The 26,360-nt window shown below is 31.5% G+C and carries 20 protein-coding genes; 17 read left to right on the top strand and 3 right to left on the bottom strand.

What is annotated here, in order from left to right:
• Nucleotides 1–212: 212 nt before the first annotated feature.
• Both J2Z44_RS04700 and J2Z44_RS04695 read right to left on the bottom strand, forming a co-directional pair.
• A complete protein-coding gene (locus J2Z44_RS04700) occupies nt 213–1,232 on the bottom strand; it encodes an LCP family protein (RefSeq protein WP_021283136.1) in 1,020 nt (339 codons plus the stop codon).
• A 502-nt stretch (nt 1,233–1,734) separates the two neighbouring features.
• Entirely contained in the window at nt 1,735–2,748 is a 1,014-nt protein-coding gene (locus J2Z44_RS04695; RefSeq protein WP_021283137.1) for an LCP family protein, read from the bottom strand.
• Between the two features lie 687 nt (nt 2,749–3,435).
• On the opposite strand from J2Z44_RS04695, the gene galE reads away from it, so the two are divergent.
• The 6 genes from galE (at nt 3,436) to J2Z44_RS04665 (ending at nt 10,317) form a co-directional block, all read left to right on the top strand.
• Nucleotides 3,436–4,482 carry a UDP-glucose 4-epimerase GalE gene (gene galE, locus J2Z44_RS04690; RefSeq protein WP_021283138.1) on the top strand — a complete coding sequence of 349 codons (1,047 nt, stop codon included), beginning with the start codon at nt 3,436–3,438 and terminating at the stop codon, nt 4,480–4,482.
• A gap of 31 nt (nt 4,483–4,513) precedes the next feature.
• Nucleotides 4,514–6,271 (top strand): RNA-binding domain-containing protein, encoded by a 1,758-nt coding sequence (locus J2Z44_RS04685; RefSeq protein WP_209649373.1) that lies wholly within the window; start codon nt 4,514–4,516, stop codon nt 6,269–6,271.
• A 229-nt stretch (nt 6,272–6,500) separates the two neighbouring features.
• Nucleotides 6,501–7,055 (top strand): transposase, encoded by a 555-nt coding sequence (locus tag J2Z44_RS04680; protein WP_021283141.1) that lies wholly within the window; start codon nt 6,501–6,503, stop codon nt 7,053–7,055.
• A gap of 357 nt (nt 7,056–7,412) precedes the next feature.
• A complete protein-coding gene (locus tag J2Z44_RS04675) occupies nt 7,413–8,534 on the top strand; it encodes a glycosyltransferase family 4 protein (RefSeq protein ID WP_021283142.1) in 1,122 nt (373 codons plus the stop codon).
• A 23-nt stretch (nt 8,535–8,557) separates the two neighbouring features.
• The gene (locus J2Z44_RS04670; RefSeq protein WP_021283143.1) at nt 8,558–9,691 is read left to right on the top strand and encodes an EpsG family protein; all 1,134 of its coding nucleotides are present in this window, start codon (nt 8,558–8,560) and stop codon (nt 9,689–9,691) included.
• A gap of 26 nt (nt 9,692–9,717) precedes the next feature.
• Nucleotides 9,718–10,317, top strand: coding sequence for a Uma2 family endonuclease (locus J2Z44_RS04665; RefSeq protein WP_245352983.1), 600 nt, complete (start codon nt 9,718–9,720; stop codon nt 10,315–10,317).
• Between the two features lie 148 nt (nt 10,318–10,465).
• On the opposite strand, the gene J2Z44_RS04660 is transcribed toward J2Z44_RS04665, so the two are convergent.
• Nucleotides 10,466–11,398 carry a LicD family protein gene (locus tag J2Z44_RS04660; RefSeq protein WP_021283145.1) on the bottom strand — a complete coding sequence of 311 codons (933 nt, stop codon included), beginning with the start codon at nt 11,396–11,398 and terminating at the stop codon, nt 10,466–10,468.
• Between the two features lie 548 nt (nt 11,399–11,946).
• On the opposite strand from J2Z44_RS04660, the gene J2Z44_RS04655 reads away from it, so the two are divergent.
• From J2Z44_RS04655 to J2Z44_RS04605, 11 genes are all read left to right on the top strand, one after another.
• Nucleotides 11,947–12,891, top strand: a complete 945-nt coding sequence (locus J2Z44_RS04655) for an NTP transferase domain-containing protein (RefSeq protein ID WP_021283146.1) — start codon at nt 11,947–11,949, stop codon at nt 12,889–12,891.
• Between the two features lie 638 nt (nt 12,892–13,529).
• Nucleotides 13,530–14,828, top strand: a complete 1,299-nt coding sequence (aepX, locus tag J2Z44_RS04650; protein WP_021283147.1) for a phosphoenolpyruvate mutase — start codon at nt 13,530–13,532, stop codon at nt 14,826–14,828.
• Between the two features lies 1 nt (nt 14,829).
• Nucleotides 14,830–15,963, top strand: coding sequence for a phosphonopyruvate decarboxylase (aepY, locus tag J2Z44_RS04645; RefSeq protein WP_021283148.1), 1,134 nt, complete (start codon nt 14,830–14,832; stop codon nt 15,961–15,963).
• A gap of 15 nt (nt 15,964–15,978) precedes the next feature.
• A complete protein-coding gene (locus J2Z44_RS04640) occupies nt 15,979–17,085 on the top strand; it encodes a 2-aminoethylphosphonate aminotransferase (RefSeq protein WP_021283149.1) in 1,107 nt (368 codons plus the stop codon).
• A 435-nt stretch (nt 17,086–17,520) separates the two neighbouring features.
• Nucleotides 17,521–18,216 carry a sugar phosphate nucleotidyltransferase gene (locus J2Z44_RS04635; protein ID WP_021283150.1) on the top strand — a complete coding sequence of 232 codons (696 nt, stop codon included), beginning with the start codon at nt 17,521–17,523 and terminating at the stop codon, nt 18,214–18,216.
• A 184-nt stretch (nt 18,217–18,400) separates the two neighbouring features.
• The gene (locus J2Z44_RS04630) at nt 18,401–19,438 is read left to right on the top strand and encodes an acyltransferase family protein (protein ID WP_021283151.1); all 1,038 of its coding nucleotides are present in this window, start codon (nt 18,401–18,403) and stop codon (nt 19,436–19,438) included.
• A 291-nt stretch (nt 19,439–19,729) separates the two neighbouring features.
• Entirely contained in the window at nt 19,730–20,755 is a 1,026-nt protein-coding gene (locus J2Z44_RS04625) for a glycosyltransferase family 2 protein (protein WP_021283153.1), read from the top strand.
• Between the two features lie 54 nt (nt 20,756–20,809).
• Nucleotides 20,810–21,832 carry a sulfotransferase gene (locus J2Z44_RS04620; RefSeq protein WP_021283154.1) on the top strand — a complete coding sequence of 341 codons (1,023 nt, stop codon included), beginning with the start codon at nt 20,810–20,812 and terminating at the stop codon, nt 21,830–21,832.
• Nucleotides 21,833–21,848: 16 nt separating this feature from the next.
• Complete coding sequence (locus tag J2Z44_RS04615) at nt 21,849–22,622, top strand: Wzz/FepE/Etk N-terminal domain-containing protein (protein WP_021283155.1); 774 nt, start codon at nt 21,849–21,851, stop codon at nt 22,620–22,622.
• Between the two features lie 183 nt (nt 22,623–22,805).
• On the top strand, nt 22,806–23,924 hold the full coding sequence (locus tag J2Z44_RS04610) for an O-antigen ligase family protein (RefSeq protein WP_021283156.1): 1,119 nt from the start codon (nt 22,806–22,808) through the stop codon (nt 23,922–23,924).
• Nucleotides 23,925–24,417: 493 nt separating this feature from the next.
• The gene (locus J2Z44_RS04605) at nt 24,418–26,184 is read left to right on the top strand and encodes an N-acetylmuramoyl-L-alanine amidase (protein WP_021283157.1); all 1,767 of its coding nucleotides are present in this window, start codon (nt 24,418–24,420) and stop codon (nt 26,182–26,184) included.
• Nucleotides 26,185–26,360: the final 176 nt, after the last annotated feature.

The raw sequence follows: 26,360 nt of genomic DNA, 5'->3' as shown, positions 1-26,360 counted from the left end.
TAGTGTATTTTTTATTATATAGAGAATTTAACTTTCTCTAACTGAAAATAATGCCATTAAGGTCTTGCAATTAGACCATTTCAAATTATAGCTCAAAGGGTGCAAGATTATAGATAGAGTGCGGATACTTATTTAAAAATATATCAGCATACGATTTATTCTTATATAAAAATAAAGATAGCAGAACATATTACTGCTATCTTTTCCATGTATTACTTGCCACTAGGTTTTATATCGTCAAATAGATATTTAAAGATTTGATCTCTAGTAGGCTCTTCATCAAAAGTTAATTGGTAAACTCCGTTAATTTTATCCCCTTTACTAAATTGATCTAATGGGAATCTTTGTTGTTCAACCTTTTTATTTCCTATGGTTAGAGAAGTAGATGCTAAATCTAGTATTTCACCACTGGATAAACTTGTTTCAACTAATGGAAGAAGCTTATTAACCATTCCAGGAAGTTTTCCAGGGCCAGCAGATGTTATTTTATCAAATAACATAGTTAAAACCTTTCTATGTCTTTCTGTTCTTTCTGCATCTCCACCATTAGTATATCTAATTCTTGTGTAAGCTAAGGCTTGAAGTCCGTTTAGATGTTTCATACCAGGTGAACTAATTTCTTTTGCTGTTACTCCAGCTCTTTTAGATAAGTCACGAATGTGTTCATTCATATTATCAAGCTCATCACTTCTTATTTCTATATCTAATCCACCTACTGCATCTATAACTTTTTCCATTTCTTCAAAGTTAACCTTAACATAATCTGTTATGTTAAGACCAAAGTTTTGGTTTATGGTTTTAATAGATAGTTGTTCTTTTCCAAAGGCATAAGCATGAGTTAACTTATCATAGCCACGGCCAGGAATATTAACATAGGAATCTCTCATTAAAGAAGTAAGCTTAAGTTTATTGTGAACTGGGTCTACCGTTGCAATTACTACTGCATCAGAACGACCACCATCATTTTCACGCTGATCAATTCCAAGAAGAACTATATTTTTAATTTTCTTTTTATCATCAGTGATTTTTGCTTCAACTTCCTGCTGTATTCCAAGCTCTTCTTTGTTTTCTGTGAAGTCCTTAGTTTTTATTTTGCTTAAGGTGAGGTATCCGTAGACAACAGTGCTAACGACAACAAAAAATAGAAATACAATCAATCCTAGCAATATTTTTCTTTGCCTTCTTTTTCTTTTTATTCTTTGAGCTTTATTTCGCTCCATTCTTTCTCCCATAAAGTTATACCTTCTTTCTAAATTGCCACTATAGTAGTTTTCTTTTAATAAGCCATATAAGTTGTAAGTAGGTTATGAAAGCTTATTATATTTACGCTTAATTTTAAATTATACTGATGCACTTTTACCTATGCATCCTAAAATAAATAATAGTCGAAAATAGAGAAACATACTATATTGACTATTTTTTAGATGCCTTATACAAAAGTTATTATAATACTAACTTTATTTTAAATAAAGCTATAATCATTATACAATAAGTTGCAGAAAAAAAGAAGCACCCCAGAGAATGGTATATATGTCCAGAGAACTGACAGAGTTGGCATTTAATTGAGGAACTAGTCTTAAAAAAAGACTAGTTTTTTTATGGAGTTAAATTATAGTTTTACGGCATGATAATAGTCTTATGGCAATTTATAGTTAGTTCTTATATCAGCTCGAATTTTATATAAAAATAAAAGGGGAGTAAAATATTTCATTACTCCCTTTGGTAAATGTATTGCTAATTAGGTTTTATATCTTCAAATAAATACTTAAAGATTTGATCTCTAGTAGGCTCTTCGTCAAATTGTAGTTGATATACTTCGTTAATTATATCCCCTTTACTAAATTTGTCTAAGGGGAATCTTTGTTGCTCAATTTTCTTATTTCCTATGGTTAGTGCAGTGGATGCTAAGTCTAGTATTTCACCACTGGATAAACTTGTTTCAACTAATGGAAGAAGCTTATTAACTATTCCAGGAAGTTTTCCAAGGCCAGCAGAGGTTATTTTATCGAATAACATAGTCAAAACATTTCTATGCCTTTCAGTTCTTTCATAATCACCGCCATCAGTACCTCTAATTCTCGTATAAGCTAAGGCTTGAAGTCCATTTAGATGTTTCATACCAGGAGAGCTAATTTCCTCTGCCGTTACCCCTCCTTTTTTAGATAAGTCACGAATGTGCTTATTCATATTAGCAAGCTCATCACTTCTAATTTCTATATCTAATCCTCCAACTGCATCTATAACTTTTTCCATTTGTCCAAAGTTAACCTTAACATAATCTGTTATGTTAAGACCAAAGTTTTGGTTTATGGTTTTAAGAGATAGTTGCTCTTTTCCAAAGGCATAAGCGTGAGTTAACTTATCATAGCCACAGCTAGGAATATTAACATAGGAATCTCTCATTAAAGAAGTAAGCTTAAGTTTTTTATGAACTGGGTCTACCGTTGCAATTACTACTGCATCAGAGCGTCCAACATCACCCTCAAGCTGGTCAATTCCAAGTAGAACTATATTTCTGATTTTCTTTTTCTCATCAGTAATTTTTTCTTCAACCTTTTGTTCTATTCCAAGTTCTTGTTTGTCTTCTGTGAAGTCTTTAGTTTTTATTTTGCTTAAGGTTAGATATCCATAGGCAACTGTACTAACAACAATGAAGGCTAAAAAAATAATTAATCCTAGTAATATTTTTCTTTGTCTTCTTTTTCTTTTTATTCTTTGAGTCTTATTTTTTTCCATTCTTTCTCCCATAAAAGTTATACCCTCTTTCTAATTTACCACTATAGTAGTTTTCTTTTAACAACATTTTGGAAGTTTTAAGTATTCTATCTTTTAAAGTAACAGCTAGTCAGCGTAGCCAAGTTACTTTGGCGTAACAAAGGTGTCTATGTGTCTAAATATGCTTCTGAAGTTGTTAAACAAAATGAACTTGTCCATTATTTAATAAGCTATATAAGTAGTAAGTAGGTTATGAAAGCTTATTATACTTTACGCTTAATTTCAAATTATACTGATACACTTTTACTTATTCATCTTAAAATAAATGATAAGTAAAATATAGAAACATACTATCTTGTTTATTTTTCAAGATGCCTTATGCAAAAGTTATTATAATACTAACTTTATTGTAAATAAAGTTATAACCATTATACAATAAATTGTAAAAAAAAGTATATGGTAATTACATTTTTGAAGGTAGTTATTCCACTAATTACGGATGTAAGGGATTTAACTTTTTTTATTTTAAGATGTTTCAGGGGTATGGCATAGATGCATAAAGGTAATCCTACAGAATGAAGAATAAAATAAATTATCATAAATAAGTAAAGAGTAGAATGTTTTTCACAAAAAAGGTTTTGTGGTATAATTTGTTATATTACACATACTTGGTATGTGAACACATACTAACCTATAACAAAATAAAGGGAGAGATCAGTTATGTCTATATTAGTAACAGGTGGAGCAGGGTATATTGGTACTCATACCTGCGTAGAGCTATTAAATGCTGGATATGAGGTAGTAGTTGTAGATAACTTTTCAAATAGTAAGCCAGAAGCATTAAAAAGAGTTCAGGATATAACAGGAAAGACTTTAAAGTTTTACGAAGCAGATATTTTAGATAAGGAAGCTTTAGAAAAGGTATTTAGTGAAAATTCCATTGAGGCTGTAATTCACTTTGCTGGACTTAAGGCTGTGGGAGAGTCAGTGCAAATTCCTCTTAGATACTATCACAACAATATCACTGGAACTTTAATTCTTTGTGAAGTTATGGAGAAGTTTGGAGTAAATAAAATGGTATTTAGCTCTTCAGCAACGGTTTATGGAATGAACAACATATCACCATTAACTGAAGACTTACCTCTTAGCACAACAAACCCTTATGGAAGCACAAAACTTATGATAGAGCAAATTTTAAGAGATGTGTTTGTGGCAAATTCAAAGTGGAGCATTGCTCTTTTAAGATACTTTAATCCAATTGGAGCTCATGAAAGTGGAAAAATTGGAGAGGATCCTAATGGTATTCCAAATAACTTAATGCCATACATAACCCAAGTTGCAGTGGGTAAGAGAGAAAAGCTTGGGGTCTTTGGAAATGACTATGAAACCCATGATGGTACAGGGGTAAGGGATTATATCCATGTAGTTGACCTTGCTAAAGGCCACTTAAAAGCTGTTGAAAAGATTATGAATTCTACTGGAGTTGATGCTTACAACTTAGGTACTGGAGTTGGCTACAGTGTTTTAGATGTGGTTAATAGCTTTGAAAAGGCTACAGGACAGAAAATTCCTTATGAAGTAACAGCTAGAAGATCAGGAGATATCGCAACTTGTTTTGCAGATTCTACTAAGGCCCTTAAGGAATTAGGCTGGAAGGCAGAGAAAACCCTTGAGGACATGTGCAGAGATTCTTGGCACTGGCAACAAACAAATCCAAGCGGGTACGAAGTACCCCAGGGGTGCGCGGATTCTGTCGAAGGAATTTAATATTTTAGAATGATAAAAGTGTGGTGATAAAATGAATCTGGACATTTATAGTTTAGCAGAAAGTGATGAAATAGAGTGTAAAGATGCATCGGGAGGGTTGCCAAAAGATTTATGGGAATCTTATTCTGCCTTTGCAAATACAAATGGTGGAACTATATTATTAGGAATACAAGAAAAGTCTAACAAGTTTTATGTTACAGGAGTAGATAATCCAGATCATTTAATTAAGGACTTTTGGGATAATATAAATAATCCTAAGAAGGTGAGTGCCAACATTTTAAGTAATGAAAATGTAGAGTTAAAAGTATCTGATGAAAAAAGCATAATAAAAATAACTATACCAAGAGCAGATAGGAAGCAGAGACCTGTGTATATTGGTGAAAATCCTTTTAATGAAGGTAAACATTCAGGTGTATTTAGGAGAAACTATTCAGGTGATTATAAATGTTCAAGGGAAGAAATAACTAGAATGCTGGCTGATCAAACAGAGGAATCACAAGATAGCAAAATATTAGAGGGTTTTGATATAGATGATTTAAATGAAGATTCTATAAAAAGCTTTAGAAATAGGTTGAGTGCAGTTAAGCCAGATCATCCATGGATATCCCTTGATACAAAAACGTTTTTATATAAATTGGGCGCATATGGAAAGGATAGAAAAACCAGTCATGAGGGGGTTACTGTTGCTGGACTTTTGATGTTTGGAGAAGAAAGGGCCATAATTGATGAGTTTCCAAAATATTTTCTTGACTATAGAGAAAAATATTCAGAAGATATTAGGTGGGAATATAGAGTAATATCCTCTGAGGGAACATGGTCGGGAAATATATTTGATTTTTATTATAAGGTCATTAATAAAATAGTTGATAATATAAATGTTCCTTTTAGGGTTATTAATGGTACTAGACAAGATGATACAAGAGTTCATAAGGCTATAAGAGAAGCAGTAGCCAATGCACTTATACATGCAGACTATAGAGTTCCAAGAGGAATAGTTATTGAAAAAGGTAAAACCTACTTTAAGTTTTCTAATCCTGGCACGTTAAGAGTTTCTAGAGAAGAAGCTTTAAAAGGTGGAGTGAGTGATCCAAGAAACGAAAATATATTTAAAATGTTTAATCTGCTAGGCATTGGAGAGCGTGCAGGGTCAGGGCTAGAAAATATTCAATTAGCATGGAAAGAACAGAAGTGGATTGCACCAGACTTAGAAGAGGAATACAATCCAGATAGAATAAATCTTATCTTAAGAACTGTTTCAATGCTCCCCATGAAAAGCGTTGAATTGCTTAAGGAGATATTAGAGGAAGAATACGAACAATTGAACAAGGATGAGGTTATGGCACTTATTACTGCACATCAAGAAGGTTATGTTACTAATTATAGATTACAACAACTAATTGACACTCATGCCATAAATAGTAATAAAGTTTTGTCATTACTAGTTGAAAAGGGATATCTAGAATCAGATGGTATAGGAAGAGGAACTAGATATTATTTAGCAAAAAATTTTAAGATAATAAATGAACACAATATTAATAAGGCAGATGATAAAAAAAACCAAGCCTCTGAAGAGAATAAAGAGAGTGATTCTACTTTATTAAATAATGATGAAGTGAAAGTAATTAATTTTATTAAGAAGAATGGTTATATTAATAATAGTCTTAGTAGAGAAACCCTAGGATATACAAAACATCAAAGTGTTATTTTGTTTAATAGCTTAATAGAAAAGGGCTTGATAGAAAAGAAGGGAAAGAGTAGCAGCACAACTTATCAATTAAAAAAAATTTAACCATTGAATACTCTAACATTGAGAAAAGATCATGATATCCGACAGGTCGTCGGAGGACCGACGAGTCGTCCGACGAGCAAGTTAATCCCCAGGGGTGCGCGGATTCTGTCGAACTAGCCTTATTCAAATGAATGAGGCTAGTTTTTTTCGTTTTTTTACCCCAGGGTGTATTGAATAAATAGATTAAAAGTGGTAAGGATTAGAATAGTTTATAAAGGGATGTGAACTTATGGGAACCAAGCCACGAGTATGGTATCCAGGAGCAGCTTATCATGTAACTGCAAGAGGAAACCATAAAAATGATATTTTTAAAGATAAACAGGATTTTCAAGTATATTTATCTATAATTGAACAAGCTATAGAATATTATGAGAACATGTATGAGGTCATATGTTATTGCCTTATGACAAATCATGTACATATGCTTGTAGAAACTAAGGAGAAACAGCTAGGTTATTTTGTGGGACGAGTTAATTCTATATATGCAAAGTATTTCAACAGTAAATATGACTATGTAGGTCACTTGTTTCAAGATAGATATTTTTCTTCTTTAATAGAAAATTGTGGGCAAATGCTTGTAACTAGTCAGTATATCCACCTAAATCCTGTTAGAGCAAATATGGTGAATAGACCAGAAGACTATGAGTGGAGCAGCTATAGCATGATTATAGGCCTTAGAAAAGAAAAACTAATCAAGTGTAATAAAATTCTTTCTTATTTCCATGAGAAAAATAGCAGAGAACGTTATAAGGAATTTGTTTTGGCACCCCAGAAGAAGCTGTAACACCCCAGGGGTATGCGGATTTTGTCGATATTTCAATTTTGGTTGAAGTATCGACTTTTTCCATTGTTTCCATATTACAAATAAAGGTTTTATATAGATTAATAATATGGTATTATATATTAGGTATAGGAATATTCAAAAATGATTGTATAAATAATAAACATAAATTAGGTATTAAATCATAGGAACTTTATTATATAGGTACCTATATGTAAAATTAGTATTACTTTTGAGCTGTTTAGGGGTTTGCGGAACTTTTTTATAAGCTTGTAACCTTTGTGCAGCATAACAATAAGTAGTGATTTACTTGTAATACTATAAAATATCTAATTAATAATACAAAATGTAGGTGAATTTATGAAGAAGATACTATATGTTACTAATACAAGCAGGTCTGTAAATACTTTTTTCATACCACATATGAATGCCTTGGTGGACCACGGCTATAAGGTGGATTGCGCTTGTAAAATAGGCCATGCCATTTATAAAGAAAGAGTTAGAGATGATATAGAATTTTTTGATGTACCTTTTAGTAGAAACCCTCTTAGTACGGATAATGTAAAGGCTTTTAAGCAGTTATGCGAGCTTCAAAGAAATAATCAGTATGATGTGATTCATGCTCACACACCTATAGTAGCAGCTTATGTGAGATTAATGAAGTTAAAATTTCCAAACTTAAAAATAATGTATACCGCTCATGGGTACCATTTTTATGAAGGTGCGTCTAAAGTGAATTGGGCCATATATTACCCAATTGAAAAAATTCTAGCAAAATATACAGACTTGCTAATTAACATAAATGATGAAGACTATAATGCTTCAAAAAAGTTTTCTTGCAAGAAATTAGCTAAAATCAATGGAGTAGGTATAGATTTAGATAAGTTTAAAGTATTAGAAGAGCATGAAGTACTACATGTTAGGGCTTCATTAGGACTATCAAAGGAAGATTTTGTAGTTGTAATGATTGCAGAACACAATAAGAATAAAAATCAAATACAGCTTTTAAATGCTATGGAAATTTTAAAGTCTAAGCATGAAAACATAAAGGCGGTTTGTATAGGTGATGGAGAACTTCTAGAAGAAATAAAAGGGGAAGTAGAGAAGAGAGCTTTAAGCAATGTTAAAATTTTAGGTTTCAGAAAAGATGTAAATGAAATTATAAATGCTAGTGATGTTGCTATACTACTATCTCATAGAGAAGGATTACCTAAGAACTTAATGGAAGTTATGGCTTGTAAAAAGCCTTTGATTGGAACTAATGTAAGGGGTATAAGAGATTTAATTGAAGATGGCGTTAATGGTAAAATAGTACCTTTAGGGGACCCTGTTAAAACTGCTGAAGCTATCGAATATCTATATAATAATAAACAAATGCTAAAAGCTATGGGAGAAGAATCTTATAATAAGATACAAAAGTTCACCATGGATGAAATTTTAGAGGAGATATTACGTCTTCACAACCAGGTTTTAAACCAATAATGTGAATTTAAGAGAGGTAGTTCATGTTTTATATAGCAGTTTTTTTAGGTTTATGTGTTTTATCCTATTTTGAATATAGAGGAAAAAGTTTTAAATACTTATCCTTAGAGACTTTGTTTTTAATTGTTACTTTGATTACGGTATTTAGATTTGGGCAAGGAACAGATTACTTTGCCTATGTAGATATTTATGATAAGACTCCTTCATTTTTAGGAGTATCAAGCTTTGGAGAAATTTTTGCCACCAATAGTGATGTAGAGTTTGGTTATGTACTTTTTATGGCTATTTTTAAAACTCTTCACTTAAACTTTGAAGTTTTTTGTGGAGTTTCAGGAATTATAACCATGTACCTTTTCTACAAATTTATTAAACAAAATGCAAAGCTTCCAATTACAGCCTTTTCTGTTTTTTATGTGCTTTACTATTTAGTTTATGTATTAAGTGGAATGAGACAAGGCTTAGCTATTGCCATATTTGTGGGCATTGGAATCCAGTTATACAAAAGAAAGAAATATAAGGAATTTGTTCTGCTAGTTTTATTAACAGCTACCATACATGTATCTATCTTGGTTACTTTGATGGTTTTTGTTTTAGATAAGTTAGGAGATAACTACAAGTTTTATTGCGCTTTAGGTATTCTTGCTATTTTAATTATATATTTTAATTTTGATGTGGCTATAATTAATTTAATGCCAGGGTTCCTAGCAGATAAGTTATCTATGTATCTTACTGATGGAAGAGCATCTATGATGTCCTTTATAAATAGATTCACAATACTTGCTCTTGTGCTGTTTTATTCCTTTGGAGAGAAGGAAGATAAGGATTTAATTTTCTTTAAAAAGATTTATATATTTAGCTTTGTTTTATATCTTCTTACTATGAAGAGTATGACCATATCCACTAGAATAACCTTATACTTTAAGATTTTTGAGGTTATTTTAATACCTAATGTGGTGATGAACCTATTAAGAGATAATAAGAAGTTTAAGGCTTTACAGCTCTATGGAATGTCTATGGCAATAGTTGCTGTACTTTTAATTAAAACCTTAAATGCTTTCCTTGATGAAGGATATTATAAGGATCACGTTAATGTAGTTAACTATCCTTATGTTACAATATTTAATAAAGATCGTTTGTGGGATTTTAAGGAACATTAACCGCATACCCCTGGGGTGCGCGGTTTTTGTCGAAATTAAATTTAAGTAAGGGAGTGATTTTAATGCTAGCTGAAAAGAAACATATAACTTATGAAGAATTTTTAAACCTTGATAATAGTATAGAAGAATTATTAGAGTATATTGATGGAGTTGTTTATTATCAAGCATCACCTTCAAGAATACATCAAGTTGTAGCTATAAATATAGCCACAGAATTTAATATGTTCTTTAAAAATAGTGCATGTAAGCCTTATATTGCTCCTTTTGATATTATACTGAAAAATGAAAAGGAAACATATCCAAGAAAGGTTATTCCAGATATAAGTGTTATTTGTGATACCACAGGACTTAACGATCAAAACTATGTAGGAGTACCTAATTTAATTGTAGAAATATTAAGTCCATCAAATGAAGCTCATGATTTAATAACAAAGATGAATTTATATCAAAACTTTGGTGTAAAAGAATATTGGATAGTGAATCCTAAGATAAGAACCATTTCAATATATAAGTTAAATGAAAATGGATTATATGAACAGTTTGCAGTATATAAAAATGAAGAAGTGCTTGAAGCTGCTACTTTTGCAGAGTTAAAATTAGGGTTAAAGGATATCTTTGAATTTTAGCTGATTTATATTATATTAACCCCAGGGTTCCCACGGAAACCCCTGGGGTACGCGGTTTTTGTCACAATGAGATTGATTTAGTAATTCAATAATTATTTAAAATTATGATGTCCAAATAATAAAACTCGGGATTTGCATCCCGAGTTTTTTATTTAGTAACAAATTGTTTTTCCTCATTATTTACACATGGTTTATTGTAGGCAATAGGCTCCACATGATTAAAATGAGTGTACCTATTATATTCAGGGGGAGGAGTCATGTAGCTACCTCCATACTGAGTAACTAAAAAGCTATGACAATTGTTTGGAACAGAAAACTCTCCATCTTCAAACTTCATTTTCTTAAGAGGATATATTACTTCAGAATCATATACCTTGTCCCAATTTAAGATATCTGTTCCATAGCCATAATTGGTTTTAGGATTATTCTTCATGGAATTTATTCTTTGTTCTCTTGACTTAAGGCTTAAGTTATATATCTTTTTATGATTTAAAATAGAAAATATAATTGTAAGTCTACTAAGTAGTCTAACTATGTTTTTAGGCAAGTTACTTCCTTTAAAAAAAGGTTTCTTTAAAGGTGCGTTCACTAAAAAGGACTTTATGAAAAGATGCTTATGAAGCTTCTCTGAAAAGTTTCTTTTAAAGAAGTTATCACTATAGCTGTCAAAAGGAAATATATCAATGTAAAGACCACTAATATGATCCTCTGCACCTTTTTCAATAATGCGAGATTTTGTATCTATTACATTCCCCCAAGTGTGCTTTGGATTTTCAGTGGTATCATAACATTTAAAGTAAAGATCCTCAGGAAGCTCTTGTTCTATAATTTCAATAAACCTTTCATAATGTTCCCTTGGCATAGCAATGTCTATATCATCATCCCAAGGAATAAAACCTCCATGGCGAACAGCTCCTAAAAGCGTTCCTGAGTCTAGCCAGTAATCTATAGAATTTTTTTCACATATATAATCTACTATTTTTAACATTCTAAGCATAATTAATTGAGATTGCCTTAATACAGTTTCATTTGTATGCTCTTCCCTATCATCAGGAAAAAGCTTTGAAAAATCTTCCTTCATTTTTTTCACCCCTTATGTTTATGTAGTTATTTTGCTATTTAAAAAAGCAAGTTACCCAGTTTTATAGAATTTGTAAGCTTAGTTATATGAAGAAAAGCTTAAAGCTATTCGTCTACTGTAGCTTTAAGAGAAATATCTATTGTGGTAAAACATAAGTTCATTATACACAAGTTACCATATTATTTCTACATTTTAAACATAGGTATGAAGGGGGTTATATAAAGTAAGCCTGCGTTAAAAATATATACAAAGATATAATAAAGCTTAAAATTACTACCACCTTATAGTGAAAATTTAGCATATGCATTTGGTAAATGCTTTATTAGAACTGGACTTTTAGATGATATTCATAGGAATAAATTTAATAAATATAAGAATTAATAATAACTGCTGTCAGAAAGACTTATGATCACAGTTATTTTAATTTTAAAGGTGATATTAAGTTATGAAGTAAATGTAAAATCTATAAAAATTCATTGCTTTATGGATAAGCCTGTACTATAATTTATACATGATTCAAATTTTGAATGAGTTTAGGTGATGTAACTGTGATTGAAACGGAAATACTGCAATTTATTAGCAATAATAGTAGCACAACTCAAGGACATATAGCTAAGGCTTTGAATATATCCGTTGGAAAGGTGAATTACTTGATAAAAGACCTTTTAATAAAGGATTATATTCAAGTTCATAAAGAAGGAAATAGGTATAGATATATTCTTAAAGATAAGGGAATGGAATACCTAGAGACGGAGTTACATAGTACTCAGCGTAGAAAAATTGATCTTGGGAAAAGTGATTCAAAAATTGAATTGGCTGTAATTTTACTTGCAGGAAAAAATGAAGAACTTAGAGAAACTGTGGGAGTTCTTAGTGTTAAGGATGAACCTTTAATAGAAAGAACCATAAGACTTCTAAGAAAAAAAGGCATTGAAAATATTATATTAATCTGTGGGTATAATAAGGAAAAGTACGAGTATTTGCTAGAACGCAATGTAGTGCTTTTAGAAAATCCTGATTATGAGAAAACAGGCACCATGTATTCACTGTCTGTGGCCAAGGATTATATAACTTCAGATTTTATACTTCTAGAAGGAGATATAGTTTTTGAAGAAAAATTACTAGATGTTTTAATTAGTAATAGAAGTAAGAATTGTGTAACCATAACTAACTTAAGTGATAGAGATGATGAAATATATGTGGAGACAAAAAATGATTATATTCATAACATCTCTAAGGACATTCATCATTTAAATAAAATTCATGGAGAGTTAATTGGAGTTACCAAAATATCTAAGATGGTTTTTGAGAAGATGATGCATAGATTTTCCCAGGGAACAAACCCTTATGTAAACTATGAATACATGTTATTAGACGTAGCTGAGACCTTTAAGGTTCACTATGAATATGTGCCCAACATTGTCTTTGCAGAAATTGATAATTTAAAGCAGTACTACTATGTGAAGAGGGAAATAGAACCCTTACTTGTATAAGGCATCTTCAAAAAATAAATAAGTCAATCTGTTCGTCTATTTTGTGATATACTGCGTCAACAGAACCCTTAGATAGCTACACTATCTGCGGAACCTGTTTCCTTGTCTATCTCAAAATATACTTCACATCTTGGACTTGTTATTTATTTTCAGATGCCTAAAAATAACTAAGTATTTTAAGGAAAGCACATTTGTCTACTTATTTCTATATTGTAAAAGGTGCTTTCTTATATAAATATATTATAATGGAGGAGGTGAACTGTTGTATTTAATCTATAGAAAATAGATAAAAACTAGTATTAATAGGTACATTTAAGCTTATTTTGGTTATAATATTAATAGCTATTGTGAATCCCAGACATTGCGAAAGTGATGTAATCATAGGGTAGAACCTTGAGGGTGTTAGTGTTTAAATAAGGCTACTTGCGTAAGTAGTTAGCGAGAACCAAGCAAAGTAAGTTAATACAAGATATTGCACTTAAAAGTAAACTTGTATATGTACCGTGCGTTGTGCGGGAGTTTAAGCCTTTGGAGCAACATATCAAACTGGAGTAGTCTTATGATAAAACAGGTTGCGTTGAATAAGGAATAAATCTCTAAGTATTAGGTTTTAGTAGATTTTATACAACGGAATTGAGATGAAAAAAGTATACATAGCAATGAGTGCAGATTTAATCCATCATGGGCACTTAAATGTTATTGAAGAGGGAAGAAAATTAGGGGAAGTTATAATAGGACTTCATACAGATGATGTAATATCAGAATATTGGAGAACACCACTTTTAAGCTACAATGAAAGAAAAGTTATTGTAGAAAATATTAAAGGTGTATCAGAGGTAGTTCCACAAGATGAATTAGACCAGGTAGCTAACTTATTAAAAATAAAGCCTGACTACGTAGTTCATGGAGATGACTGGAAAGAAGGTCTTCAAAAGAACTTAAGAGAAAGAGTTATTGAAACTTTAAAACAGTGGGGCGGAGAATTAGTAGAAGTTAAGTACACTGATGGGGTTTCAATTTCTAAACTTGACGAAACTATTAACCTAATTGGAACAACTCCAGCTAACAGAATGAAAAAGCTTAAAAAATTAATAGGAAGCAAGCCAGTAGTTAGAATTATGGAAGCTCACAATGGTCTTACTGGACTTATTGCTGAGAAAACTAAAATAGAAAAAGACGGAAAAATTAAAGAGTTTGATGGTATGTGGATTAGCTCGCTATGTGACTCTACAGCTAAAGGAAAGCCAGATATAGAGCTTGTTGACTTAACTTCAAGACTTAATACTATTAATGATATATTAGAAGTTACAACTAAACCTATTATTTTAGATGGTGACACAGGCGGAAAGATTGAGCACTTTGTTTACACAGTTAAAACTTTAGAGAGATTAGGAGTTTCAGCTATTATCATAGAAGATAAAGTTGGACTTAAGAAAAACTCACTATTTGGTACAGATGTAGAGCAAACTCAAGATACTATAGAAAACTTCTGCGATAAGATTAGATCAGGAAGAGCTGCTAGAGTTACAAATGATTTTATGATTATTGCAAGAATTGAAAGCTTAATTTTAAAAGCTGGAATGGATGATGCTATAGCTAGAGCTAAAGCTTACGTTGAAGCAGGAGCAGATGGAATCATGATCCATAGCCAACAAAAGGATGGAAAAGAAATCGTTGAATTCCTTTCAATCTTCAATCAATTTGAGAAAAAGGTTCCAGTGGTAGTTGTACCAACTTCTTACTCTCATATGACTGAAAAAGAGCTATACGAAGCAGGTGCAAGTGTTGTAATTTACGCTAACCACTTAATCAGAAGTGCTTACCCAGCAATGGTTAACACTGCAAAATCTATCCTTGAAAATGATAGAGCTCTTGAAGCTAAAGAGTATTGCATGCCAATAAAAGAAATTTTAACTTTAATTCCAGGAGGAAAATAAAGTGATAAATACTGGACTGTTTTATGACATGTTAAAAGAGAATGGAGTGGACTTCTTTACAGGAGTTCCCGATTCTCTATTAAAAGACTTTTGTGCCTATGTAATGGATAATACAGAAGAAAGCAATAACATAATTGCTGCTAATGAGGGTAATGCCTTAGCTATGGCTTCAGGTTACCACTTAGCTACTGGAAAGTTTGCCTTAACTTATATGCAAAACTCAGGGATTGGTAATATTGTTAACCCTTTATTATCTCTAAATGATGCTTTAGTTTATAATATACCATCTCTTCTTTTAATAGGCTGGAGAGGAGAGCCAGGTAAAAAGGATGAGCCTCAACATAAAAAGCAAGGTCTTGTTACTGTAGAGCTTTTAGATACTATGGGTGTTAAGTATGAAGTTTTATCAGAGGAAGATACTGTAGATAGCGCAAAAGAGAAAATAGAAAAAGCTATAAACCACATGAAAACAACTAATGAGCCTTTTGCACTAGTTGTTAGAAAAGGTACTTTTGAGCCCTATAAGCTTCAAAAGAAAATAGAGACTTCTTTTGAAATGAATAGAGAAAAAGCCATTGAAGTTATACTTTCAGCTATGGGTAAGGACGAAGTTATTGTTTCAACTACTGGTATGGCCTCTCGTGAGCTATTTGAACTTAGAGAAGCTAGAGGAGAAGGACATGAAAGAGACTTCTTAACAGTAGGGTCTATGGGACATTCTGCTCAAATAGCACTAGGAATAGCCCTAGCTAAGCCTGAAAGAAAAGTATTTTGTTTAGATGGTGATGGAGCTACCTTAATGCATATGGGTGGTCTTGCTATAATCGGAAATCAACAGGTTAACAACTTTAAACATATAATCATAAACAATGGAGCTCATGATTCTGTTGGTGGTCAGCCAACTATAGCTTTTAACATAGACCTTCAGGGAATTGCAAGAAGCTGCGGATATAAAAATGTATTTTCAGTAACTACTAGTGAGGAACTTAAAGAAGCTATGACCCTATTAAACAATGCACAGGGTCCAGCACTACTTGAAGTTAAGGTTAATGGAGGCGCTAGAAAAGATTTAGGAAGACCAACTACTACTCCAATAGAAAACAAGTTAGCTCTTATGCAATTTTTATCAAAGTAGATGGGAGAGTTAATTATGGAAGTTAAAAGAAATGTGTTATTAAATCCAGGTCCTGCTACTACTACTGATACTGTAAAGTTTGCTCAAGTGGTTGCAGATATTTGCCCAAGAGAGCAAGAGTTTGGGGATGTTATGGAGTTTGTTTCTAAAGAGCTTACAAACTTTGTAGGAAACAATGAAGAATATACTACAGTACTATTTGGTGGTTCTGGAACTGCTGCAGTTGAAGCTATGCTTAGTTCTGTAGTAGGTGAAGATACTGTTGTTATTATTAATAACGGTGCTTATGGTAAGAGAATGTGTGAGATTGCTGAAGCTTATGGACTTAAGTTCATAGAATTTAAGAGCTCTACAGTGGATGCTATAGACTATGAAAAGTTAGAAGGAGTTATTAAAAACTCCCCAGATAAAATCAGTCACTTAGCTGTAATTCACCATGAAACTACTACAGGATTACTAAATGATGTAGCAAGACTTGGACAACTTTGCAAAAAGCATAATATAGATTTAATTGTGGATGCAATGAGTTCTTATGCTGGAATTCCTATTGATATGAAAAAAATGAATATAACTTACTTAGCTTCAAGCTCAAATAAGTGTATTCAAGGTATGGCTGGGGTTAGCTTTGTTATTGCAAACTTAGAAGCACTATTAAAAACTAAGGAATTAAAGCCAAGAAACGTGTATCTAAACTTATTTAAGCAATACGAGTATTTCATTAAGAACTATCAAATGAGATTTACTCCACCAGTGCAAATACTTTATGCTTTAAAACAAGCAATTGTTGAAGCTAAAGAAGAAACTATTGAAAAAAGACATGAAAGATATGTAAGAAGCTGTGATACTCTACTTGCTGGGCTAGACAGATTAGGTCTTGTGCACTTAGTTAAGGAAGAAAATCACTCTAAGCTTATTACATCAATTATAGAGCCTAAGGTAGAAGGCTATAGCTTCGATGCTATGCATGATTACCTTTATGAAAGAGGCTTCACTATTTACCCAGGAAAAGTATCTGATGCAGATACCTTTAGAATTGCTAACATTGGGCAAATAGACTATAAGGATATGGAAGGTTTCTTAGCTGCTCTTGAGGCGTACTTAAAAACCATAAACTATATTTAATAGTACTTTAGAACTTTAGCTACCTGATTTGTTCAAGTAGCAAAATCAAGTGCCTATATTTAGAATAATTTTATCAAACTACCCTGATGATTAATGATAGTCCTTTATACAACAAGGGATTGGTTAATTATCAGGGTATTTTAACGAGATTTTAAAGAATAGTTACATCCTATTCTTTAAGGTAACAAAAACTTCTAATTACAAAATGCCCTTGCTCAAGCCAAATTTTCATCCAAAGATAAATTTTAAAAAGAACTTGGTGATTATATAATGTAAAATTAAAGTTTTAAGCTAAAAAATACTTGTTTTTATAAAAAAAATAAGTCTTTTTAAAGCGAATAGGGGAAAATAGTGATATAATTAGCAGTGTTTGTTATAATACTAAATAAAGTAATTGAAGTATACATTATATTGATATATAAGGAGTGAACATAGATGAGAGCTATTATTTTGGCAGCAGGGATGGGTACAAGACTTAGACCTTTAACAGATAATATTCCTAAATCACTAGTTAAGGTATTAGGAGAGCCAATGGCTGAAAGACAAATAAAGTTTTTAAGGGAAAAAGGTATAGATGACATAATAGTAGTAACGGGATATTTAAGTGAGAAATTTGAATATCTTAAAGAAAAGTACGGAGTAAAACTAATACATAATGATAAATATGATTTATACAATAATGTGTACACCATGTATTTAGTAAGGGATTACCTTGCAGATGCTTATGTTACAGAAGCAGATGTGTATATGGTAAGAAATTACTTTGAAGAAAGTCCTAAGACTTCAACTTACTTCTCAGGAATCAAAGAAGACTTCCTGAAGGAATGGAAGGTAAAGTTTGATGAAAATAATAAGGTTTATACCCTAGAGGTTGGACCTGGAACGGATTACATCATGTCAGGGGTTTCCTATTGGAGTAAGGAAGATGGTGCTTTAATTAAAAAGCAACTTGAAAAGGTTATTGGGGGAGGAAACTTTGATAACGTATATTGGGATGATGTAGTTAGTGAGATAATGACAAAACTAAATGTTTATATTAATAAAATAGATTCTAATGATTGGTTTGAAATTGATTCCTTAGAAGATTTAAAAAAAGCAGAAGAATATTTACAGGGAAATAAATTAGTTTAATTTTTACATTAGGAATTTATAATTTACTAAAGCACTATGAAACTTATTGGTTTTATAGTGTTTTTTATAGGGATTTATTTTATATAAAGATATTCAGTTTTATTAGGTTTTAAAATCATCGTTGTCATTTATTGCTAATAGGGTATAATAACTATATTAAAATACTTTGAAAAGGTGGATACTTATGAAATCAAGTTACTTGCTTTGGATAGTAATACTATTTTTTGCTATGGTGTTTTTAAATAAAAAGAATTATAAGGTTGATAGCTATACAGTAACTTCTCAAATAAAGGGTATTGCAATATTGCTTGTTATTTTTGGGCATCTTTCTAGGGTAGCAGAAATACATAATCCCATTCTAAACCTCTTAGGAGCCAATGGGGTATGTATATTTCTATTAATTTCAGGATATGGGCTTTATAAATCTTCAGAAAAGAAAGGGATTACTTTTAGCTATTGGAAGAAGAGGATAGTTACAGTACTTATACCCTATAGCTTAATTACTGGAATCTTTCTACTATATGATAGGTTTTTCTTAAATAAGGAGTATTCTAAAATATATATTTTAAAAAATATTTTAGGTATAGATAACTTAACTAGATTTGATGGCACTATGTGGTATATTCAGTTTATATTAAGTTGGTATATAGTTTTTGGCATAGTATTTTATTTTAATAAATATAAGGCTTTAAGAATAAGTATTTTATTTTTATTTTCTATAATTTTTTATAGTCAAATGAACAGAGAGCCTTTCTCTATGTATTATTATCAATGTGCAGTCCATAGTTTTTGGTTTCCCATAGGAGTATTAGTTGGAGCATATGGAGAAAGGCTCAGAACTATAGTTAATAGTAAAAGTAAAATTATTTTTATCAATCTTATTACTGTAATTTTCATATATCTTATTTATGGAAATATTAATACAAATAATAACCTATACATGCTTTATAATTTTTCGGTTGCGGTAGTACTTATTAGTACTATACTTATTATTTATAGCTTTAAAAAATATATTTATCTGTTAGATTATATAGGCTCAATATCTTTTTATCTGTACTTATTTGAAGGAGTTTTTATTTATAATTATAATATTATAAATAAAGACATGCCCATTTTTAGTTTTTTCCTATATTTTTTCATAATAACTGCTTTAAGTATGATTTATAAGAGGATAATTGAATTGGTAACAGGTAAGGTATTAGTAAATAAAAAAACTGTATAAGGCATCTGAAAATAAATAACAAGTCCAAGATGTGAAGGATATTTTGTGTTCACAAGCGGGCTTGTGCAGGCAAGGAAACAGGTTCCGCAGATAGTGGGGCTATCTAAGGGTTCTGTTGACGCAGTATATCACAAAATAGACGAGCAGATTGACTTATTTATTTTTTGAAGATGCCTAATATCTAAACTGCACATAATAACTTATTGATAGGTATTGCGAACATTGAAAATCTAAAGGAAATGACATATAATGAAAAATGTTAGGCTATAACCTAAATGCTAGGAGGAAGTTATGAAATTAGTAAGTATAATAGTTCCTGTTTACAATTTAGAAGACTATATATTATACAACTTGGAATCTTTAGAAAACCAAACCTATAGAAACATTGAGGTTATAATAATTAATGATGGTTCTACGGATAATAGCCTTCAAAGGATAAATGATTACATTAAAGGCAAGACTCTTACCTATAGGGTTTTTGATGTGAAAAATGGAGGGGTTAGCAAGGCTAGAAATATTGGCCTTAGGGAAGCTAAGGGAGATTATGTACTTCTTTTAGATGGAGATGACAAGCTAAAGCTTGAAGCTATTGAGAATATGGTGGCAAAAGCAGAAGAATATGGTGCGGACATATGCCACACAGGTTATGAAGAATTTGATGATTATAGTAAGCCGCCTATTGATAAGTATAAAGATCATTTAGGTTACTTATCTGAGCCGGTGCCGGGTTATGAAGCTTTAAAGAAGAAGCTTAGTAAAGAGATTTGGATTTGTACAGGTAATGCTCTTTACTCTGGACCAATGTTAAGAGATAATAACATATATTACTCTGAAGGAATGGCCTTTGGAGAGGATATAGAGTTTATTGGGAAATGCCTTTTTAATGCAAAGAAAGTTATTAGTGTTACAGAGGACTACACAGATATAATAAATAGAAATACCTCTGCTATGCACTCAAAGTTTTCTCCTAAGTACTTAGATGCTTTAAAAACCAATAGAAGCTTTTATAACTATGTAAATAAAAATTCTATTAATATAAGCAATGAGGAAATAGAAAAAATCAGTATCTACATAGACTTTGATTATGTAAATATATTCTTAGGATCTGTGAAAAAGGTCTTTGGTGAGTATAGCCTATTACAGTCTTTTAAGGCAATAAAGCGAATAAAAGAACTAGATATAAATCTTAAAGATATAGATCTAGGCAGAGTAAAAAATGTAATAGGAACTTTTAAGAAGGTAGAAATAAGTATATTTCAGTTCTCAAAGTTTTTATATTTCTACTGTGCAAAGATATTAGGCATCATCAAAAAATAAGTAAGTCAATTTGTTTTCAGATGCCTTAAGCTATTAAAGAAAGAGGTTAATTATATGAGTGAAAAAAGATATCATAAAATGGTAACCTGTGCAAGCTATGGGGGAACAGGTTCTAGCGTAATAACAGACTTATTAAAGGAATTTGATAATTGCAACTCCTTAGGAGAATACGAATTTAGATTTCTTCAAGATTATGATGGGGTTTCTACTCTAGAGTGTGCCCTTGTTGATAACCATCATAGAATGAATTCCGATATTGCTATACGTAGATTTAAAGATATAGTAGATTATCATTCAGGAAATGCCCTTGCAAAAAGATATGAAGGCTTCTTTCATGGTAAGTTTAAGGAAATATCCTACAAATACATTGATTCTCTTATAGACTTATCTTGGCAAGGGTATTGGGAGCAACATTCCATAGAAGCAAATCCAGTTTACACTTTTTTTGCGTATAAGCTATACCCTAGATTTAGAAAATTATTTAATAATCCTAAAGATACGGAAATAGTTGCTCAAACTCCTAAGAAAACTATGTATTTCTCTTATCCTCGTGAGGATTTTCATGAGAAAACTAAAAATTATACTAGAGAGTTATTTAACTCCATCGATGAGGAGTTTAAGTATGAGTATTTAGTGGCAGACCAATTAGTGCCGCCAGCAAATATCGGAAGGTATTTAAACTACTTTGATGATATTAAGGTTATAGTAGTGGATAGAGATCCAAGAGACTTATATGTGGCTAATAAATATGGCTGGAAAGAAAGCTGGATACCTACCCATGATTTAAACACTTATATTACTTGGTATAGAAAGTTAAGAGAGCATCAAAAATACCACACAGATGATCCAGAAAGAGTGCTTAGAATAACTTTTGAAGAAGCTGTTCTAAACTACGATGAAACTCTTAAGAGGATTTTAAATTTCTTAGATATAGACGAGAAACATCATGTAAGAAAAAGACAAGGTTTTAATCCAGACATATCAATAAAAAATGTGGCTTTATATAAAAAATATGAAGCTGATGAAGATATAAAAATCATAGAAAAAGAATTAAAAGAGTACTGTAGAGAAGTATAATAACTTGGAGGATAACATGAAGGAAAAAGAATATTTAGAACTGTATTACAAGGAAGACTCTATAGAATTAAAAGATATATTAAACTTAATATTTAAGGGTAAGTTTATTATTTTAGCTACAACTATTATATGTACGGCAGCAGCCCTTTGGTATGCTACTTCTAAGCCTGTTACTTATACTACTAAAGCTGAATTTGCTCAGCAAGGTGGAATATTTATGGCTGGAGATAAGATTGCAAAATCTTATGAGTTTAATGAAAATCTTGCTAAAAATGATACTTTAAAGACTTTATATAGTGAAAGTAATAAAGGCAAAGAAGCCTCTAAGGAGAATGTAACTAATTGGGCAAAATCCATGGTTACAGTTAAAGCAGAGGAGCTAAATACCACAGTTAATGATTATGTAAGAAAAATAACCTTTACAGCTACTGGTAGTAGTGAGAAGCAAGTAGTGGATTTAATAAATGCATATAAAAATACCATGGATTTAACTATGACACAAGAGAAAACTAGGTATTATGATGATCGAATTAAGGAACTAGATAAAAAGCTTGAAATTTTAAAGGATATGAAGGCTTCAGAAACCTCTTATAGCTTTACTGTGGATGAAATATCAAGAATGAAGCTAGAAAAGGAAAGTGCAAAACTGTTAACTCCAGTTGGTTCTTTAGATAAAATCGATGAAGTAGTTCCAAGTAAGAAAAAGTATGGTGTTATGGGACTTGCAGGAGGAGTAATATTAGGCTTGGCTATAGTCTTTGGATGGGATTTTCTGAAAAATGTTAAATAAAGAGGAAATATCTTTATTTTGTGTTAGGAGGGGATTCTAATATATATTTCTATTGCTAAGCAAAAATTAAACTTTAAAATGGTTTTTATCATAATTACCTTAATTTATACTACATTCTTAGCTAAGATTCCTAGGTTTAGTACCTTAACAAATTTCTTACTGCTAGGTTGGGCAGTGGCTATAATGTTTTTAGAATTTAAGAAGGATGGAACCTTAGCTATTAAAAGGTATAAGTACCCTTTGGTTATATTTTTCCTTCTTGGTTTTGTTACCATATTCCTTATGAAAGGAAAAGTAGGAAACTTAAAGCTTTGGGCTTCACTTTGGATTCAGTTTTTTATACTCTTTAGTGAGGTTAGAATCAATAACAAATATGTAGTTGTTAAGGAGTTAAGTACCTTATGTAAAACTTATATAATAATAAGTTTTGTAGCTTCCTTTGTCACTTTAGTAATGTACGCTTTGGATATAAATTTTGTATTTATGAAAGAGCGCTACGGGATGACTCCTTACGGAGCCTACACTGGAGTTTATACAGGTTCTAATACAGAAGCTTTAGTAGCCTGTTTGTCTATTATAATTACTTTATTGATTTTAAAATTAAAGGTTACAAATAAAATTGGTGTGATTTTTTATTTTTTCAACATAGGAATTCAACTCATAGTACTAAATATGTCAAAGGGAAGAGGAGCTATGGTAGGACTACTTGCCTATGCTATAGTATATTTATTTGTACTAATAAAATCCCAAAGACATAGATTCACCTATGTAATATATCTAGCACTAGGTGGAGGTCTAGGTGCCTTTATTCTCTCTAGATGGGGAGGATATCTTGTAAATAAGAGTGAGGGCTTAGGATTCTTCGGAGGAAGGCTTTCATTATGGTCACAAGGACTTAAGGTAGTGAAAAGCAACTTTTTCTATGGAGTAGGAGTTAGTAATGTAGTAGAAGAGGTTAAAAAAGTCGCAACCAAGCCACTTCCAGGTATAGAAGGAGGGGCTATGCACAATATTTACATTCAAACTGCAGTAAGCAATGGTGGAATTGCCCTATTATTAATACTAGTCTTCTTTATTTTCATTAGTGCTCTTATGTATAAAACTTTAGTTAAATACAAAGTAAATAATGTAGAAAAGAAGATTTTAGCATCTATCTTTGCTCTTACCATAGCTATTTATGTAATAAACTTTGTTGAAGCTAATATGCTTTATGTGGCAAACTTTGTGGCTACAGTGTATTGGATATTTTTAGGTTATGGAGTTACTATTGTGAAAAATAGTAAGGCATCTGAAAATAAATAACAAGTCAAAGATGTGAAGGCTATTTTGTGATAGACAAGGAAATAGGTTCCGCAGATAGTGGGGCTATCAAAGGGTTCTGTTGACGCAGTATAGCACAAAATAGACGAGCAGATTGACTTATTTATTTTTTGAAGATGCCTAAGAAAGAGCTTATAACAAAAAAGGATTAACCTTAATAAAAAACTATTATTAATAACTTAAGTCATTCTAGAAGGAGGTTTCTAGAGTGACTTTTTATTTTTGGTGAATATAATCTTTAAAATTACTAAATTTTACTTTTTAAGTTTACATTTGTTATTACTATACAAATTGCTATTCTGATGAACTTCACATAAAAAATTTTGTTATCCATGAAAAAGTTTAATAAATTCTATATTGCCACAATATTCTACATAGATTTTTAAATTTATGTATGTTAAAATATTTAAGTAAGGTTTAATGTATTAATTTGAGGATTTATATTATTTTGTGAGGAATGGAAGGTGGATAAAAGGTGAATTTTGTAAAACAAAGCATTAAACTATTTTTTCAATCAGCTGTGCTGTTAGGTGCTATATTAGCTATAAACCTTTTACTATTTAAAGGTACGATGCAGGTTAGTGCAATGAGTGCCACAGAAACAAAATTGTTTAATTTGATTGAGAAGTATGGAGAAGAAAACGTTATTGTTGAAAATGGATTGTCTATAAAAGTAGGACAAGAGAAAACTTTTGTGACTCAAGATATGGGACAAGCTACAGTTTGGGTATCAACTAACGACAACATTGTAAAGGTTATTAAAAATAATACTTTTAGGGGTATAGCTCCAGGGACAACCTTCTTAGTAAGTGAAGTTAATGGTAAACATCATATCTTAGAAGTTTTTGTTGATGATGGTAGCAGAATAAGCAGAAGTATAAATACAGCTTCTAGAAGTGTCAACAGTACAACAAATGGTACTTTTTATAAAGTGTTTATTGATGCTGGTCATGGTGGCAAGGACCCAGGTGCTGTAGCTAATGGGGTTAGAGAAGCCGATGTAAATATAGGTGTAGCACTTAAGGTAGAACAAAAGCTTAGGGCTAAAAATATTGATGTTATGATGAGTAGAACTACAAATGTCTTTGTAGAGCTAAAGGAAAGAGCAAGACTTGCCAATGAATATGGAGCTCATGTGTTTGTTTCAATACATGCAAATGCCGCTGGTTCTTCAGCAGCCAAAGGGATAGAAACTTACTATCATGAGGATAAACCAGCTCATAAGGTTTTTGCCAGCAGTATACAAACAAAGTTAGTTAACTATACTGGAGCAAATAATAGAGGCGTTTTAAGTCAAGACTTTTTAGTTAATAGAGAAACTAATATGCCTTCTGCCTTAGTTGAGTGTGGGTATCTTACTAATGGATCTGAAGCAGCTTTATTAGCTACAGATAGCTATCAAGAAAAACTTGCAAATGCCATTGTTGATGGGGTTGTTAATTATCTTCAAGAGAATGTGCAACCATATAAATGGATAAATGTAGATAATAAATGGTATTATGTTAATCCAGTAACTGGAGAAAAGAAAACTGGTTGGGTATTAGATAATAAAATCTGGTATTACCTAGATCCTCAAGGAGTAAGACAAACTGGATGGATTGATTACCTTGGAAGAAAGTATTACTTAGATTCTGAAGGAAAAATGAAAACTGGATGGTTACTATTAGAGGATAAGTGGTACTGTTTTGAAGACTCTGGTGCTATGAAGACAGGCTGGGCACTTATTGGAGGCAAATGGTATTATCTTGATAAAACTGGTGAGATGAAGATTGGCTTTATCACTGATAATAATAGAAAGTATTATCTAGGACCTTCTGGAGCAATGCAAACAGGATGGGTATTAGATAATAATATATGGTATTACTTTGATATTTACGGAGCAATGCAAACAGGCTGGATTAAGCCAGACAAAGTATGGTACTACTTAGATGGTAACGGAGAAATGAAGACAGGCTGGATTGATTATTATGGAACTAAGTATTACCTAAATAAGTATGGAGCAATGGAAACAGGATGGTTAGTTGACGGAAATACAAAATACTATTTAAGTGAATCTGGAGCTATGCAGAAGGGGTGGCTGCTTCAAGGTGGAAAGTGGTACTATTTAGATGCCAATGGTGCAATGAGAACTGGATGGTATAGGATTGATGGAGCAGAGTATTTCTTCTATGACAATGGACAGATGGCAGCTAACGTTCTAATTGAGGGAAGAAGAATCAATGTCTACGGTAGAGTTAGTTAATATTAGTAGGACTCTATAGAGAACTAGAGGTTCTATAGGATAATGAATTCATATTTATTCACTTGAAATTTCACACAAGATTTTAGTGTAAGGACTAGATTGATTTCTAGTCCTTTTATTTATGCTATAGTGAATATTTAGTACTACAATTTATGAAGAGATTGAGGTTGTTTATA

This window comes from Clostridium punense (genome assembly GCF_017874425.1).
GTDB classification, from domain to species: domain Bacteria; phylum Bacillota; class Clostridia; order Clostridiales; family Clostridiaceae; genus Clostridium_J; species Clostridium_J punense.
Note: the sequence above shows the minus strand (reverse complement) of the source record. Positions and strands in the feature narration are given on the sequence as shown.

What these genes read in the sequence shown, in the direction of transcription:
- J2Z44_RS04700 (WP_021283136.1), bottom strand. Translation starts at nt 1,232, where the DNA reads ATGGGAGAAAGAATGGAGCGAAATAAAGCTCAAAGAATAAAAAGAAAA.
- J2Z44_RS04695 (WP_021283137.1), bottom strand. Translation starts at nt 2,748, where the DNA reads ATGGGAGAAAGAATGGAAAAAAATAAGACTCAAAGAATAAAAAGAAAA.
- galE (WP_021283138.1), top strand. Translation starts at nt 3,436, where the DNA reads ATGTCTATATTAGTAACAGGTGGAGCAGGGTATATTGGTACTCATACC.
- J2Z44_RS04685 (WP_209649373.1), top strand. Translation starts at nt 4,514, where the DNA reads ATGAATCTGGACATTTATAGTTTAGCAGAAAGTGATGAAATAGAGTGT.
- J2Z44_RS04680 (WP_021283141.1), top strand. Translation starts at nt 6,501, where the DNA reads ATGGGAACCAAGCCACGAGTATGGTATCCAGGAGCAGCTTATCATGTA.
- J2Z44_RS04675 (WP_021283142.1), top strand. Translation starts at nt 7,413, where the DNA reads ATGAAGAAGATACTATATGTTACTAATACAAGCAGGTCTGTAAATACT.
- J2Z44_RS04670 (WP_021283143.1), top strand. Translation starts at nt 8,558, where the DNA reads ATGTTTTATATAGCAGTTTTTTTAGGTTTATGTGTTTTATCCTATTTT.
- J2Z44_RS04660 (WP_021283145.1), bottom strand. Translation starts at nt 11,398, where the DNA reads ATGAAGGAAGATTTTTCAAAGCTTTTTCCTGATGATAGGGAAGAGCAT.
- aepX (WP_021283147.1), top strand. Translation starts at nt 13,530, where the DNA reads ATGAAAAAAGTATACATAGCAATGAGTGCAGATTTAATCCATCATGGG.
- J2Z44_RS04640 (WP_021283149.1), top strand. Translation starts at nt 15,979, where the DNA reads ATGGAAGTTAAAAGAAATGTGTTATTAAATCCAGGTCCTGCTACTACT.
- J2Z44_RS04635 (WP_021283150.1), top strand. Translation starts at nt 17,521, where the DNA reads ATGAGAGCTATTATTTTGGCAGCAGGGATGGGTACAAGACTTAGACCT.
- J2Z44_RS04630 (WP_021283151.1), top strand. Translation starts at nt 18,401, where the DNA reads ATGAAATCAAGTTACTTGCTTTGGATAGTAATACTATTTTTTGCTATG.
- J2Z44_RS04625 (WP_021283153.1), top strand. Translation starts at nt 19,730, where the DNA reads ATGAAATTAGTAAGTATAATAGTTCCTGTTTACAATTTAGAAGACTAT.
- J2Z44_RS04620 (WP_021283154.1), top strand. Translation starts at nt 20,810, where the DNA reads ATGAGTGAAAAAAGATATCATAAAATGGTAACCTGTGCAAGCTATGGG.
- J2Z44_RS04615 (WP_021283155.1), top strand. Translation starts at nt 21,849, where the DNA reads ATGAAGGAAAAAGAATATTTAGAACTGTATTACAAGGAAGACTCTATA.
- J2Z44_RS04610 (WP_021283156.1), top strand. Translation starts at nt 22,806, where the DNA reads ATGTTTTTAGAATTTAAGAAGGATGGAACCTTAGCTATTAAAAGGTAT.